Source organism: Leptospira langatensis (genome assembly GCF_004770615.1).
GTDB lineage: Bacteria > Spirochaetota > Leptospiria > Leptospirales > Leptospiraceae > Leptospira_B > Leptospira_B langatensis.
The window spans coordinates 273,984-287,240 of record NZ_RQER01000006.1 but is presented as its reverse complement, the minus strand read 5'-3'; the positions used below and the strand labels follow the sequence as shown (position 1 = coordinate 287,240).

Annotated in this window: 11 protein-coding genes; 7 read left to right on the top strand and 4 right to left on the bottom strand. The window is 45.6% G+C overall.

What is annotated here, in order from left to right; genetic code table 11:
- Positions 1-3: 3 nt before the first annotated feature.
- Positions 4-1,221, top strand: coding sequence for a Crp/Fnr family transcriptional regulator (locus tag EHO57_RS10605; RefSeq protein WP_135644936.1), 1,218 nt, complete (start codon positions 4-6; stop codon positions 1,219-1,221).
- A 4-nt stretch (positions 1,222-1,225) separates the two neighbouring features.
- Positions 1,226-1,846 carry a DNA-3-methyladenine glycosylase family protein gene (locus EHO57_RS10600; RefSeq protein ID WP_135644939.1) on the top strand — a complete coding sequence of 207 codons (621 nt, stop codon included), beginning with the start codon at positions 1,226-1,228 and terminating at the stop codon, positions 1,844-1,846.
- 242 nt (positions 1,847-2,088) lie between these two features.
- On the opposite strand, the gene gmd is transcribed toward EHO57_RS10600, so the two are convergent.
- Both gmd and EHO57_RS10590 read right to left on the bottom strand, forming a co-directional pair.
- Positions 2,089-3,111, bottom strand: coding sequence for a GDP-mannose 4,6-dehydratase (gene gmd, locus EHO57_RS10595; protein WP_135644941.1), 1,023 nt, complete (start codon positions 3,109-3,111; stop codon positions 2,089-2,091).
- Positions 3,112-3,162: 51 nt separating this feature from the next.
- Complete coding sequence (locus EHO57_RS10590) at positions 3,163-4,527, bottom strand: MATE family efflux transporter (protein WP_425460779.1); 1,365 nt, start codon at positions 4,525-4,527, stop codon at positions 3,163-3,165.
- Positions 4,528-4,625: 98 nt separating this feature from the next.
- Here EHO57_RS10590 and EHO57_RS10585 point away from each other — a divergent pair, with 98 nt between their 5' ends.
- Genes EHO57_RS10585 through EHO57_RS10565 form a run of 5 tightly spaced genes read left to right on the top strand, consistent with a single transcriptional unit; the run spans position 4,626 to position 9,977 of the window.
- Positions 4,626-5,969 (top strand): amidohydrolase family protein, encoded by a 1,344-nt coding sequence (locus EHO57_RS10585; protein WP_135644943.1) that lies wholly within the window; start codon positions 4,626-4,628, stop codon positions 5,967-5,969.
- Between the two features lie 14 nt (positions 5,970-5,983).
- Positions 5,984-6,745 (top strand): hypothetical protein, encoded by a 762-nt coding sequence (locus EHO57_RS10580; protein WP_246050647.1) that lies wholly within the window; start codon positions 5,984-5,986, stop codon positions 6,743-6,745.
- A 7-nt stretch (positions 6,746-6,752) separates the two neighbouring features.
- Positions 6,753-8,558, top strand: a complete 1,806-nt coding sequence (locus tag EHO57_RS10575; RefSeq protein ID WP_135644945.1) for a TrkH family potassium uptake protein — start codon at positions 6,753-6,755, stop codon at positions 8,556-8,558.
- 12 nt (positions 8,559-8,570) lie between these two features.
- Positions 8,571-9,257 carry a potassium channel family protein gene (locus EHO57_RS10570; RefSeq protein WP_135644947.1) on the top strand — a complete coding sequence of 229 codons (687 nt, stop codon included), beginning with the start codon at positions 8,571-8,573 and terminating at the stop codon, positions 9,255-9,257.
- Positions 9,258-9,296: 39 nt separating this feature from the next.
- Positions 9,297-9,977, top strand: coding sequence for a DUF4136 domain-containing protein (locus tag EHO57_RS10565; RefSeq protein ID WP_135644949.1), 681 nt, complete (start codon positions 9,297-9,299; stop codon positions 9,975-9,977).
- 57 nt (positions 9,978-10,034) lie between these two features.
- Here the strand turns inward: EHO57_RS10565 and EHO57_RS10560 are convergent, their stop codons facing one another.
- Both EHO57_RS10560 and EHO57_RS10555 read right to left on the bottom strand, forming a co-directional pair.
- A complete protein-coding gene (locus EHO57_RS10560) occupies positions 10,035-11,054 on the bottom strand; it encodes an aldo/keto reductase (RefSeq protein WP_135644951.1) in 1,020 nt (339 codons plus the stop codon).
- 112 nt (positions 11,055-11,166) lie between these two features.
- The gene (locus EHO57_RS10555) at positions 11,167-13,152 is read right to left on the bottom strand and encodes a gamma-glutamyltransferase family protein (RefSeq protein WP_135644953.1); all 1,986 of its coding nucleotides are present in this window, start codon (positions 13,150-13,152) and stop codon (positions 11,167-11,169) included.
- Positions 13,153-13,257: the final 105 nt, after the last annotated feature.

Here is a 13,257-nt window from a genome sequence, read left to right as displayed (position 1 = left end):
AGTATGTCCAACGGCTTCTTTCAAATCGTGAATTACCCTAAGGGGTCCTATGTCATCGTCGAAGGCAAGAAAGAAGCCCATAATTTCTTCATAATCAGACAGGGCAAGGTTCGGGTCGCTCGAGAGAACCAAGTGGTGGGCGAGGATCCGAATCAACTTTTAGGCCCTGGGGACTTCTTCGGAGTAGTAGCTGCGATGAGCCAGCACGCTCAGATCGAATCCGCGATCGCGCTCACAGATGTTTCTCTAATTCAAGTCAGTTACGATCAGTTCGGTACCCTGATCCAGAAAAATACTCCGGTAGCGATGAAGATCATTCGCTACTTCTCTATGAAATTGAGACAGTTCGACTCGACGATCACTCGTCTGACGTTCCGTTCTGCGGTCGAAGAGGATCCGAACCAATTATTTGCGATCGGCGAGTATTACTTTAATCAGAAGAATACTCTTCATGCGGCTTACGCATTCCAAAAATATCTGCAATATCTTCCCAATGGTCAGTTTGCTACTCAGGCGAAACTGAAATTACAGACTGTTAATCAACCAGTAGCTCCGCCTCCTATCGATTATACTAAATTCAATCGTGCATACGGCGATAATGAGATGATCTTCTGCGAGCATGAACCCGGTAGAGAGTTATACATTATCCAGCACGGTAGGGTAAAGATCACTAAGATCGTGGACTCGAATGAAGTGCTATTAGCAGTTCTACAAAGCGGGGACATTTTCGGTGAGATGGCTCTTTTGGATAATAAACCTCGCTCCGCTTCTGCGATCGCTTGGGGAGAAGTACAACTTCTCGCGATCAATAAGGCCAACTTCGAGGGAATGGTCAAGGCTCAGCCTCAACTTGCAACTAGACTGATCACTCTTCTTTCCGAAAGGATTTGGACTGCATATAAGCAGCTTGCTAACTTGTTGATCACCGATCCGCAAGGAAGGATTGCGGATACTCTAATGACTCTTGTAGAGAAGAATAGAGTGAAAGTGGTCCCTAAATCCAATTATAATTTCGAGATTGGTACCAAGGACTTGATCAAGATGGTAGGTTTGACTTATCCTAAGGATGAGAACCTTGTACTCGATCTTATTTCTAAAAACAAGTTCATCAAATTAGACCAAGGAAAGATCTCCTGCACCGACTTAGTAGAGTTGGAGAAATTGGTCCAAGCATTCCGCAAAAAATCTCAGATAGACGCCAAGATCAAAAAACGGGCTTAGCCTCATGGATCGGGACGCGAGATTACGCAAAGCGGTACTCTGGCTCAAGAAGAAGGATCCAAAACTTAAACGTATCATAGAACGGGTCGGTCCATGCACCTTAACGATGATGGGAAGGCCTTATCCTGTTCTGTTGAGAGCAGTCATTAGCCAACAGCTTTCCAATAAGGCCGCGGCCACCATGATGGATCGTGTCAAAGAATATTATGGAAATGGAAAGAACTTCCCGGATGCAAAGACCCTGGCGGGCTTATCTGTCGTCAAGCTACGCAAGGCAGGTCTTTCCGTCGCAAAGAGCGAAACATTAAGAAGAATCGCGAATGCATACTTAGATGGGTCCATTTCCGATCGAAAACTTTCCAAACTCCAAGACCAAGAAGTCCTGGACCTTCTCTGCGGCATAAAAGGGATCGGACCTTGGACCGCAGAAATGGTGCTGATGTTTTCTCTAGATCGATGGGACCATTTTTCCTTGAACGATCTGATCTTGCGAAAAGGTATCCAAAGAAATTATGGGATCGATGAGAACTCCAAGAAGGAAATTCTGGAGTTCACTGCGGGCTTTTCTCCATATAGGACAATTGTATGTTGGTATTTATGGAGGGACCACGCGGCCGGGATCTGAGGTGGCCCCCACCCAATCTTGCGACCCATAGGGAGCAAGATTCCCAGAGGGTTGCTGAACGAAGTGAAGCAAATTTTGGAGGAACGGCGATTCGAGTGGCCCCCACCCTCCTCGGGTGGGGAGGTGGGTCCCAGTGGGAGGACCCTTGTTCCCTATATCAGAATCTTCTTAATTTCGCAACCTGCAATTTTGATGAACTTTTTCGTGTAGGAACTATTTCAGCAATTTTGGAGGAACAACTCTTAGATATGGATGCCTACCGCTTTGCAATCCGCTTTGATCATGATCTCTACGAGTTCCTTGAATTTCACTTTCGGTTCCCAGCCTAACTTGGCTTTTGCCTTAGCAGGATTTCCGATCAGTAGATCCACTTCCGTAGGTCTGTAGAAAGAAGGATCTACTTCGATTAAGAGTTTTCCGCTCTTCTTATCGTATCCTTTTTCTTGGTCTCCGCTTCCTTTCCAGTCGACTTGGATGTCCAGATGTCGGAAAGATTCTTCGATGAATTCGCGGACGGTGTGAGTTTCGTTGGTCGCGACTACGTAATCGTCCGGTTGATCTTGTTGCAACATCATCCACATCATGTTTACATAATCGGGTGCATATCCCCAGTCTCTCTTAGAGTCTAGATTTCCCAATCGAATGGCTCCGCTTTTTCCGGAAACGATCCCTGCGACTCCGAGAGTGATCTTGCGGGTTACGAAACCTTCTCCGCGCCTTGGGGATTCGTGATTGAATAGGACTCCGTTAGAGGCATGCAATCCGAATGCCTCTCTATAGTTTACGACTGCCCAGTATGCGTATAATTTTGCGACTGCATACGGAGATCTAGGATAGAAGGGAGTCTTTTCGTCTTGGGGAATTGCCTGCACTTTTCCGTATAGCTCGGAAGTGGAAGCTTGGTAGAATCTGGATTTCACCCCGGTTTGTTTGATTGCGTCTAGGATCCTCAGAGTTCCTACAGCATCCACTTCTGCAGTGTATTCCGGGACTTCGAAGGAAACTCCTACGTGAGACTGAGCGGCTAGATTATAAATTTCGTCCGGCTGTACCTTCTCCAGGATCCGGTTCAAGTTACTGGAATCGGTTAAATCACCATAATGCAAGGAAAGGTTAGAATTCCCTCTTAGATGCTCGATCCTATCTCTATTCAAAGAGCTAGTTCTACGGACAATCCCGTGCACCTCGTAATTTTTCTCCAAGAGTAACTCTGTAAGATAGGATCCGTCTTGGCCGGTGATCCCTGTGATAAGCGCCTTTTTCATTCTGGGACCAAAAACCTCGGTTTTGCTATTGAGGCAAGAAGAATGAGATAGTTAAACCGTTCCCTTCACCCAATTCTTCTTTCTGAATTCGTATATAAATACAAGGGAAAGGCTCGCGATCCATACGAATATTCCTGCCCAGATCCCGAAAGTTCCTCCTTTCCATATGATCCCAAAAAGATAGGCGCAAGGTAACATAAGGGCATACGTTAGTAAGATGTAGATTCGGAATACGTAGGTTTGCATTCCTGCTCCTCTGAGTGCCGCGCCTAGGACCATATGATATGCGTCTCCGATCTGTATGACCCCGATGAGAATGAGCACAGGATAGCATTCTTCGATCAGTGCCGGATCGTGGGTGATCAGTTTTATGATCTCTTTTCCGTAAAAGATAAAGCAAAGGCCTATGATCCCCATAACATGGGCCGAGATGAATGCAGAGCGGAATGCGGAATGATATGCGAGTTTGTATTTCTTGGCACCCATTGCCTGCCCCAAGATCGTAGTGGCCGCCACGCCGAATGCGTATCCGGGAAGGAAGGCGAAGCTCAAGGTCGAGAATAGGACATTGGATGCCGCGATCGCGATGACTGAGATCATTCCTTGGATCTTGGCGAACAATACGAAGGCCACATTTACGAATCCTTCTTCGAAGCCGGGAGGCAATCCTACTTTTACAATCTCTTTTAGATGTTCCCAACTTGGGAGTAGGCTAATTCTTTGAAAGTATTCGTTTACTCTATAATGAAAAAAGAATATAGGGAATACAAGTAATCCTGCGAGCCCAGCGATAGAAGAAGCCAGTCCGGCACCGGCGATCCCCATGGAAGGTGCCCCTAGATTTCCGTAGATAAAGACCCAATTGAAGAATATATTCGCCAAGGTGGTAACTGCCATGGATACGAAGCCGGCCTTTGTGAATCCTAGTCCGTCTAAAAATCCTCGGAAGCAAAATCCTAGAAAATAGAATCCGCTTCCTAAGACCCGGAAGGATAGATACTCCGTTGCAAGAGTGCTTACCGTAGGATCCGGGCCGATCAGGTTCATTAAAGGCTGAGCTATAATAGGGCCGGAGAAGGAGAGCATACATCCTAAGAAGATGGAGAAATACGCGGTGGTCACTCCTACCTTTCCGATCTGGTCTTTTCTTCCTTCTCCAAATCTGCGAGCTACGATGATCTGTACTCCCATGGAGAATCCGATCAGAAAGGCGATCAATGTGTAATAACTTGTGCCTGCGATCCCAACGGCTGCGATGGCGTTCTGTCCTAGATAACCGATCATGATCGTATCGGTGATCCAGACCAGGGATTGGCTTAGCATTCCAAAGACGACCGGCAAGGCTAAGGAAAGAATTTTAACGTTTAATCTACTAGCTCTGTAAGATCGGCGTATTTTTTTATATATAGGACCCAAACTGCTTCCAACTTGGGGGGCATGGATGCGCGAACAACATTTTTTCCCGGAAAAAATGTTTATTAGCCTGCTTGGCGAACTAAAATGGCAGAAAGCCGATGAGTACAAAAGAATTCGGTTCGGGGCTTGGCTTTGCGGACCTTCATAATCATTTATATGGTAGCTTGAGGCCTGAGCTACTTTGGAAGATGGGATTGGAAAATCCTTCTCCTCGTTGGGAAATCTTTACGAAACCCTTCCAAGAACTTTACGGAAAGAGGATCCACACTGAGACTTTCTTCGAAGACTATAAAGCGAAAGAAGATTTCGAAAAGATCTATCTTTTCAACCACCAAGGACCCTTTCCTGAGTTCCAAGCTAAGTTCAATCTGATCATAGCTCTTTCCAAATTCAATCCGGAAGAGATCCGATCCGTTTCCAAGCGAGTAACCAAAGATCAATTCGAAGAAGGTGTTACTTTCGGGGAATACAGGATCATGTATGCTCCGAATGATACGTACGAAGGGATCTATTCTAAAACATTGGCTGCTTGTGAGGGATTTGCAGAAGCAGAGGCCGAACTCGGTGACAAGGCTTCTTCTCGTTTAGTGATCTCCTTGCATAGGGATGGGGATGTGTTCCGCGAATACGATATGGTCAAGGAGATGATGGAAAAGAATTCCTTGATCCGAAAGTATACAGTTGGATTAGATTTTTGTTATATAGAAGAAGGATTTCCCCCGAAGGACAAAAAGGAATTCCTCGGCCAAGTCCAGAAGGACAATCGGGCCGAAACTTCCACTGCGCTGACTGTCCTCTATCATGTGGGAGAATCCTTTCAAGACAAGACCCTTCTTTCTGCGTCTCGTTGGGTCTTGGAATCCGCAGAATGGGGAGCACATCGGTTGGGTCATGCGATCGCTCTAGGAATGGATCCGAACGCGTATGCAGGTAAGACCGTGACGGAAACTTCTTCCGAAAGAAAGGATACTCTGCTATACCTTTTGGATCATTGGGAAGAAGTCTCTAAATACGGAGAGATCTCCTCAAGAGAGAGACTGAGCTCCGAATTGGATTCTATCCGACATAAGGAAAAGATGGAAATTTCGATTACGGAAACCCAGGTATCGGAAACAAAGGCATTTCAAGAATATTGTATGGATCGTATTCGAAATACTCACGCAATCATAGAGTCCTGTCCGAGTTCCAACGAATACATTGGAATGGTTCGAGATAGGGCGCATCATCCTTTGATCCGTTTTGCACGTCACGGTTTGAAATTTACGATCTCCACGGATGATCCTGGAATATTCGGAACGGATATCAGGGAAGAATACCGCAAGGCGGAATCCTTAGGTTTAAGCCAGGACCAATTGGAGAAGGTGAGAAGAGATTCTTTCTTATATACTTCGGAAATCCTCTCCGGAAGGATCCCAGTGAATGACGAGGCTTATTCCGGATGAGAGGATCTTCTTTTTTGGACCGAGGTTTTCGGAATATTTTGATCGGACTGCTTCTTCTATGCTCCGTTCCGAATTACGCACAGCAAAGTGATTTCTCGGATCCGTACGATTATAATCTCCGAAATTTCAGGGACGATAGATCTCCCGACGGATTTAGGGAATATACCATTCCTCCAAAGATGGACAAGCCTCCCTTGGTGAACCCGCGTAACGTGCAGGTGCCTTTTCAAAGCGGTTTGCCTACTGGCGCAGGAAGCCAAGGGACCAGACGTACCATAAATCCGAATCAGAACAGACAGGACGACGGATTATTCAATCCTGTTACCGGCGAAGTAAATGTGGAAGCTTTGCAAAGACAACAAGAGGAATCAAAAAATAGAAAGAAGAAACTAGAGGATTTCGGAAAGGACCATGAACCTTATACGGAGACTAGGCTTCGGAGATTTTCTATTATCTTCTTTATGACTCTTCCTTTGGCCGCCGGATTGAGCTATGCTTCCGTGAGCGCGGCGAATCCCGGATACCAAAAGAGTTTTGACGGAGGATGGTTGGTTGCCGGGATCGCAACTACATTGGCTCTTGCGAATGCCTGGTTGGACCTGCGTGATTATGATAGAATGAAGCGGGAAAACCAACCGGAGAGTCCCACTCCGAATCCTACTGTTCCGGACAAGCTCTCCGAGGCGATCCACCCTAAGGCAATGCCTGGATACGGTATCTATTCTAGAAGTCTTGAGTATAGAATGGACCTGGAAATTTTCAGCGTAAGTTTCTGAACCTCTCATGTCTTTCTCCGAAAAAAACGGGTCTTTCGCTTCCTGGATTTTGAGATGGAGAGAAGTTTCCTTTTTCTTTGATAGTTATATCCGACCGACTCTTCGAGTTGTCTTCGGTTTGTTCGGGATCCTTTCCTTATTTATCCTGATTTTCTTATACGGCTTTTATTATTCTAGCGAGCTCGTTCATCCTCTTCGTTTGCTCACTGTCTGCATCGTTTGGTCCTTGGTCCTTTATGAGATCCTGAGTTTTATTTTTACCTTAGATTCGTACGCTTCTTATTTAAGAGAGCATAAGGTAGAGATCGCCGTTGTCCTAGTGGTGATCCTTCAACTACTGTTCGAGGATAGTATTGAATCTTGGATCACTTCCTCTCAGAGAAGGACCGAAGAAGCGGTGCTTTTGTTTTTATCTATCAGTCAGATCACATTGGCATTCGGAGGCTTTGCCCATTTTTTGAGAAGGGCCAGAATGTCCTTCGGAAAAGTTTCTCCTTCTCTCGTGATGACTGGGAGCTTTGCTCTTTTGATCTTGCTCGGGACGGCAGCACTTTGTTTGCCTAGAGCGGAAGCAAAACCTATTCATCTCGTAGATCTTTTCTTTACTGCCGTGAGTGCAGTCTGCGTGACCGGTTTGAGTACCATAGACGTAGCAAAAGATCTCACAGGAACGGGACAAGTGGTCTTGATGGTCTTGGTGCAGTTAGGCGGTCTTGGGTTGATGACCTTGACCGTTTTCTTCGCTTTGGTTTTGGAAGGTCAGGTTTCCGTAACCGAGAAGTTGATCGTGAAGGACCTATTCTCCCAAGAGACTATAGGAAGAGCAGGGTCTATCCTGAAACAAGTGGCGTACCAAACTTTTGCGATCGAAGGGATCGGTTTTGTTCTATTGTATCTTAGTTTTCCGAAAGATTCCGGGATCCCGGAAAATGAGCGTATCTTTTATAGTTTGTTCCATTCTATAACAGCTTTTTGTAATGCTGGATTCGCCTTATTCCCGAAAGGATTGGCAGAACCATACTTGAAAGAATCTTATTTTTTCCTTTCTTCCATTATGATCCTGATCGTATTCGGAGGGCTTGGCTTTCCTACGGTGAATCAGCTCCTTAAGAAATCTAAGGTTTGGGAAGGGTCAAAGTATAGATTTTCCTTGGGCTCAAAGCTCATCCTGATCACTACCTTGTTCTTGATCGTATTCGGTTGGATCTCCTACTGGATCTTGGAAAGGAAATATAGTTTGCAGGGACTTACCTGGATAGATGCTTCCTTTCATTCTTTGTTCTATTCCATTACCACTCGAACGGCAGGATTCAATACTTTGAATATGCAATCCATGGGGGTCCCGATGGTGTTCGTGAGCCTTTTTCTTATGTGGGTCGGAGCCTCTCCGAATTCGACGGGAGGAGGGATCAAAACCTCGACTCTGGCTTTGTCCGGGCTTCAGTTCTATCAATTCTTTACCGGAAAAGAGAGGGTGGACGTTTTTGGAAGGACGGTTGCGGAAAGTTCCCTGTCCCGCGCCTCAGTCGCGATCATACTTTCGTTTTTTATAATATTTACCGGTGTATTCTTCTTGGTCTGTTTTGAAAAGCCTTTGCCTTTTCTGGACATCTGCTACGAAGTAGTTTCCGCTTACGGGACTACAGGCCTTTCTCGGGGAATTACTGGGGAACTTGGGACCCCGGGGAAACTTCTTCTTTGCTTCGTTATGTTTGTGGGAAGGGTAGGGGTCCTTACGGTATTATTGGCTTTCGTCCCTAAACGCAAGCCCAGAAGATATTGGTATCCGGAAGAATACGTGGTTGTCGGCTAAAGGAAGATTCATATGAGAAAGAAGAAGATCGCAGTGATTGGGTTAGGCGACTTTGGGATCGAACTTGTGAAGAGACTTCACGAGGACGGCCAGGAAGTTACAGCAGTAGATCAGGATAAGAATAAGATAGATCGTATCCAAGAATATTGCACCTATTGCGTGGCGATCGATTCCACAGATGAGTCGGAGTTGAAGGAACATGGCCTGGATGAAATGGATTCCGTTGTTGTGGCCATCGGCGATAATTTTGAGAATTTGATCGTGACCGCCGACGCATTGAAAAAGATAGGGGTCTCGAATATTTATGCGCGCTATCAATCCGATCTGAACAAAAGGGTCTTGCAGATGCTTGGGATCGAAAACTTATTCAATCCGGAAGAACAGGCAGCTCATTCCATGGCGGAGCTTCTTGCGCATAGCAGCGTAAAAGGAGTGACCTTACTTGGAGCGGAGTATAGGATCCTGGAAGCCTTGGCTCCGAAACATTTCTGGGGAAAAACCGTGTCCGGGATAAATCTGAGAGAAGATTGGAATTTAAATCTGATCACAGTTAAGCGACCTAAAAAGTCCAGACGCAAAACAAATACACCCGAAGATATACTAGGCATCCCTTCTCCTCATCTAGTCTTTGCAGAAGGGGATATTCTGGTTCTCTTTGGCAAGAATGAGGATCTGGAAAAGTTAGTGGGCAAACACTGAAAATGGGACTATAATTCGGTCTAAATATAAAAGACGACCATGAGAATCCTTGTCCCCTTGCTTCTGCTGAAATTCATCGCTTGTTCTCCTCTACAAGTGAAGTCGCATTTGGAAGTGGAGAAATCTAGGACACTGGTCTTTCACGATAAGACGTACGCGTTCCTGCCTTTTGTAGGAGATGCGCCTAAGGTGGTGATCCTGGAACACGCAGATCTGATCCGAGAAAAACTTTCTCAGAAAGGATACCAGGAAGTAGAATCCAATAAGGCGGATCTATTAATATCTTATGATGTTCTAATTGTACCTCGGGGAAGTTTGATCAGCTCCAAGATCGCATTGGGTGCCTTCGGGGGATGGACTAGCAGAAGAGGAATGCTCTATCATTCCTACGGTGGAGTGTCCGGCAGGGTAGGAACTTCTCCTACTTTCGGTGGCTTGGGACTTTTTGGCGGGTACTCAGGAATTTATAGAGCCAGTGGCTCAACCCCATACTATGAGAACTTCTACGATGTGGTCTTTAAGATAGTGATCTACGATGGAAGAACATACAGAGGGATCCCCACAAGCGTATTATTAAAAGCGAATGTAGAGGGAGAAGGTCGGTCCGGTCCGATGTTTGATGTGATCCCTTATTTGATTACGGGCTTCTTCAAGTCGTTTCCGGAATTCGCCGGAGAAAAACCGGAAACGATCTCAGAAGAAGAAGTCTGGCATCGCTAATGGATCGTAACAAATAGATGGATCCAAATCAGGAAATGTAAGATCCGGAGTTCCGGATCAGCCCATCGGATACGGGATCTTTTTAGAAACCTCGTCTATCTTTTTCAAAATATCCTCGGTTAAGATCAGGTCCGCTGCCTTAAGACTTTCCTCTAACTGCTCTACAGTATTCGCGCCTATAATGGTAGAAGCCACATAGTCATGCTGCTTGGACCAGGCAACCGCAAGCGTGGTCACACTCATTCCTGCTTCTTGCGCTATGCTCATCAGTTCTTTGGTAGATGTGAGAGTTCCTTCGTTCAAGAAGCGATTTGCCATTCTTCTTTGTCTTTCCGTAGGAAGTTTAGCATAACGACTGAACCTAGCATTTTCGGGAGGGGTAGGAACATTATACTTTCCTGTTAGAACTCCACCTGCCAAGGGAGAATAAGGAAGAAGACTGATCTGTTCTCTTCTGCAAATATCGGAAAGAGCGTCTTCAAACCTTCTGTTCAAAATACTGAAATTGTTCTGAATGGATTCGTATCGTGCGAGTCGATTCTCTTGAGAGACTGCAAGACTCTTCATGGTTCCCCAAGCAGTCTCATTGCTGGATCCAATGAATCTTACCTTTCCTTCGTCTATGAGTTCTGTAAGAGCCTCTAGGGTTTCTTCGAAGCCGAAATCGTGATCCGGCCAATGAGTTTGGTATAAGTCCACATAGTCCGTGCCGAGTCGTTTCAGACTTCCTTCGATGGCCACTTTGATATTCCTGCGATCGAGAGCGGTCCTTCCTTCTCTTACGGGTGGAGAAAACCAAGTGGTTCCGGAACCGCAGACCTTGGTCGCGATTATGATCGAATCCCTATTCTTGTTCTTGAGCCATTTCCCGAAGATCTTCTCCGTTTCATGTACATACTTTGCATCGGGAGGAACAGGATAGATTTCCGCAGTATCGAAGAAATCAATGTCGGCATCATACGCGCGATCTAGGATCTTATGCGCCTCTTTTTCGTCGCAGGTGGAACCAAAGGTCATGGTCCCCATACAAATTTCGGATACGGATAAAGCGGTTTTGCCTATTCTTCTTTTTTTCATGCGAAGCTCCTGGACTAGGAAGTATGATATACGTTATCAAATTACAAGAAGAAGCTCCCAGGGCAAGATCGATTTCCCTGGGAATATCCAAATGGAATTTCAAAAAGACGAATTATTTTCCTTGGGCCCAGGATTCTTTTCTAGGATCCGCTCCTCCGTATAGAATTCCGGTCTTCGGATCTTTGAGAGAGATACATGGAGCTCCGAAATCGTACTCCCATTTTTCTCTTTCTAGAACTTCATAACCCAATTGCTCCAAGGCCTTTCCTTGGGACTTATAGATTTCCTCTTCTAGTTCTATTCTGCCAGGGTAGTATTTATGAGGTGAGAAGGAATCCGGCCAGTTCAAGGATCGAAATCGAGGAGCGCTCACAGCTTGTTGCGGATCCATGCCGAACACTACCAGATTCAAAAATACCTGGACCACTGCTTGGGTTTGCATGTCTCCGCCAGGGGTTCCGAATGCCATCCAGAATTTTCCGTCCTTGAATACCATGGACGCGTTAGGCGTTATTGTAGGTCTTTTTCCAGGTACCAAAGAAGAAGGATGATCCGGATCCAATCGGAATTGCGTCATTCGGATCCCAAGAGTGATGTCTCCCTCGATCATAGGCGATTGGGGAAAATCGCTCGGAGTTAAGGAGAGGGAATTTCCTTGGGCGTCGATAATACTCAAGTAGGTCGTGTCTCTTCCCACTTTTCCACTATCCGTTCTCTCCCAGAAAGAAGGACTGTATTTGAGATCGGATCCTTGGTTGAGAGCGAATGTAGGATTATTTTCAGAAGAAGATATGATTCTTTTAGACGAAGCTGTTCTCTTTTCATCAAAAGAAGTAGTTTTCTGTAAAGAAGCGGCCCTTTTCTCATTCTTAGAGCTCTCGAAAAGGAAGGGATCCCCGAAAGGAGGAAGCTTTCCGAATGCCTTTTCTTGTAGGAGCTTTCTTCTTTCTTCTGCATAATCTTTATTTAATAGACCTTTTTCCGGAACGGCGACATAGGCAGGGTCTCCGAAATATTTTTCACGATCCGCCATGACTAACTCTATAGCTTGGATCACTGTATGAATATACTCTTTCGAGTTATGGCCCATAGACTTGAGATCCGTACCTTCTAAGATCTGCAGCACCATAGGAACCACTGCTCCTTGGTTCCAGGTCCGATTTGCGAAGATGGTATATGGTCCGAAATTTCCAGTAAGTGGTGTTTCCCAATCCCCGGTATATCTTTCTAGATCCGATTTTACGATAGTGCCGTCATGTTGTTCATGGGCCTTGGCGATCTTATCGGCGATCGGTCCCTTATAAAAATAATTTCGTACCGCTTCTAATGCTTCGTCTCTGGAACTTCCTTTGGACAAGGATTGTGTTTCTTGGTTGGCCAATTCCTGTAAGGTGGCGGCAAGTGCGGGCCTCTTGAATCTTTCCTTATGATATAGTGGCTTCCACCATTTTCCCTCCAAGTATATTTCTGCGTTGTATGGTAGAAGGAAACGAAATCCAAGTCTCTTGAATATATTCATGTTCAGGTTTCGCATCAAGATCTTGTGAACTGGAAAACCTTCTTCTGCGATCCGGATCGCAGGTTTGCTGATCTCGGAAAAGGATTTGGTCCCGTATTTTTTAAGCATGGCTATCAATACATCGGGAGAGGCGGGGACTAACTGCGAAGAATACTTTAACATCGGAATGGTATCGTATCCTCTTTCCTTGAAATACTGGATGGTTGCTTTTGCCGGAGCAGTGCCTGTGCCAATATAACTACTGACCTTCTTGCTTGCTTGATCGTAGTATAACAGGGGCGCCACTCCGGGAAAGGAAGCTTCTTCTCCTTGGGTGACGTTCAACACGAGTAATGCCGCCATTCCTGCATCTGCCGCGTTCCCTCCGGACTCTAAGATATCTAAAGCCGCCTGGGTTGCGAGTGGATGTCCGCTCGCAACCATAAGCTTGGAACCTTTTGCAGTGGGACGATCCGTATGGTGCGGATCGTCGAAGGTCATAATGTCAGTCGGACGAGAAGAGAAATAGTAAAGCGCGGTAAGCAGAAGAACGAGTAAAACAGTTCCGACTAAAAAGTAATTTAGGATTTTCTTTTTCATGATCCTCTCCTTCGGGAGGCACTTTCTATTTTAAAATCTTCTTCTAGCAAGATGTTTTTGTATCAAAGTGGAAACAAATGGGATTAGGGACTTGCAGAAACTTTT

Bases quoted from the DNA above. Each gene is read 5' to 3' on its own strand.
- EHO57_RS10605 (WP_135644936.1), top strand. From the start codon at position 4: ATGTCCAACGGCTTCTTTCAAATCGTGAATTACCCTAAGGGGTCCTAT.
- EHO57_RS10600 (WP_135644939.1), top strand. From the start codon at position 1,226: ATGGATCGGGACGCGAGATTACGCAAAGCGGTACTCTGGCTCAAGAAG.
- gmd (WP_135644941.1), bottom strand. From the start codon at position 3,111: ATGAAAAAGGCGCTTATCACAGGGATCACCGGCCAAGACGGATCCTAT.
- EHO57_RS10585 (WP_135644943.1), top strand. From the start codon at position 4,626: ATGAGTACAAAAGAATTCGGTTCGGGGCTTGGCTTTGCGGACCTTCAT.
- EHO57_RS10575 (WP_135644945.1), top strand. From the start codon at position 6,753: ATGTCTTTCTCCGAAAAAAACGGGTCTTTCGCTTCCTGGATTTTGAGA.
- EHO57_RS10570 (WP_135644947.1), top strand. From the start codon at position 8,571: ATGAGAAAGAAGAAGATCGCAGTGATTGGGTTAGGCGACTTTGGGATC.
- EHO57_RS10565 (WP_135644949.1), top strand. From the start codon at position 9,297: ATGAGAATCCTTGTCCCCTTGCTTCTGCTGAAATTCATCGCTTGTTCT.
- EHO57_RS10560 (WP_135644951.1), bottom strand. From the start codon at position 11,054: ATGAAAAAAAGAAGAATAGGCAAAACCGCTTTATCCGTATCCGAAATT.
- EHO57_RS10555 (WP_135644953.1), bottom strand. From the start codon at position 13,152: ATGAAAAAGAAAATCCTAAATTACTTTTTAGTCGGAACTGTTTTACTC.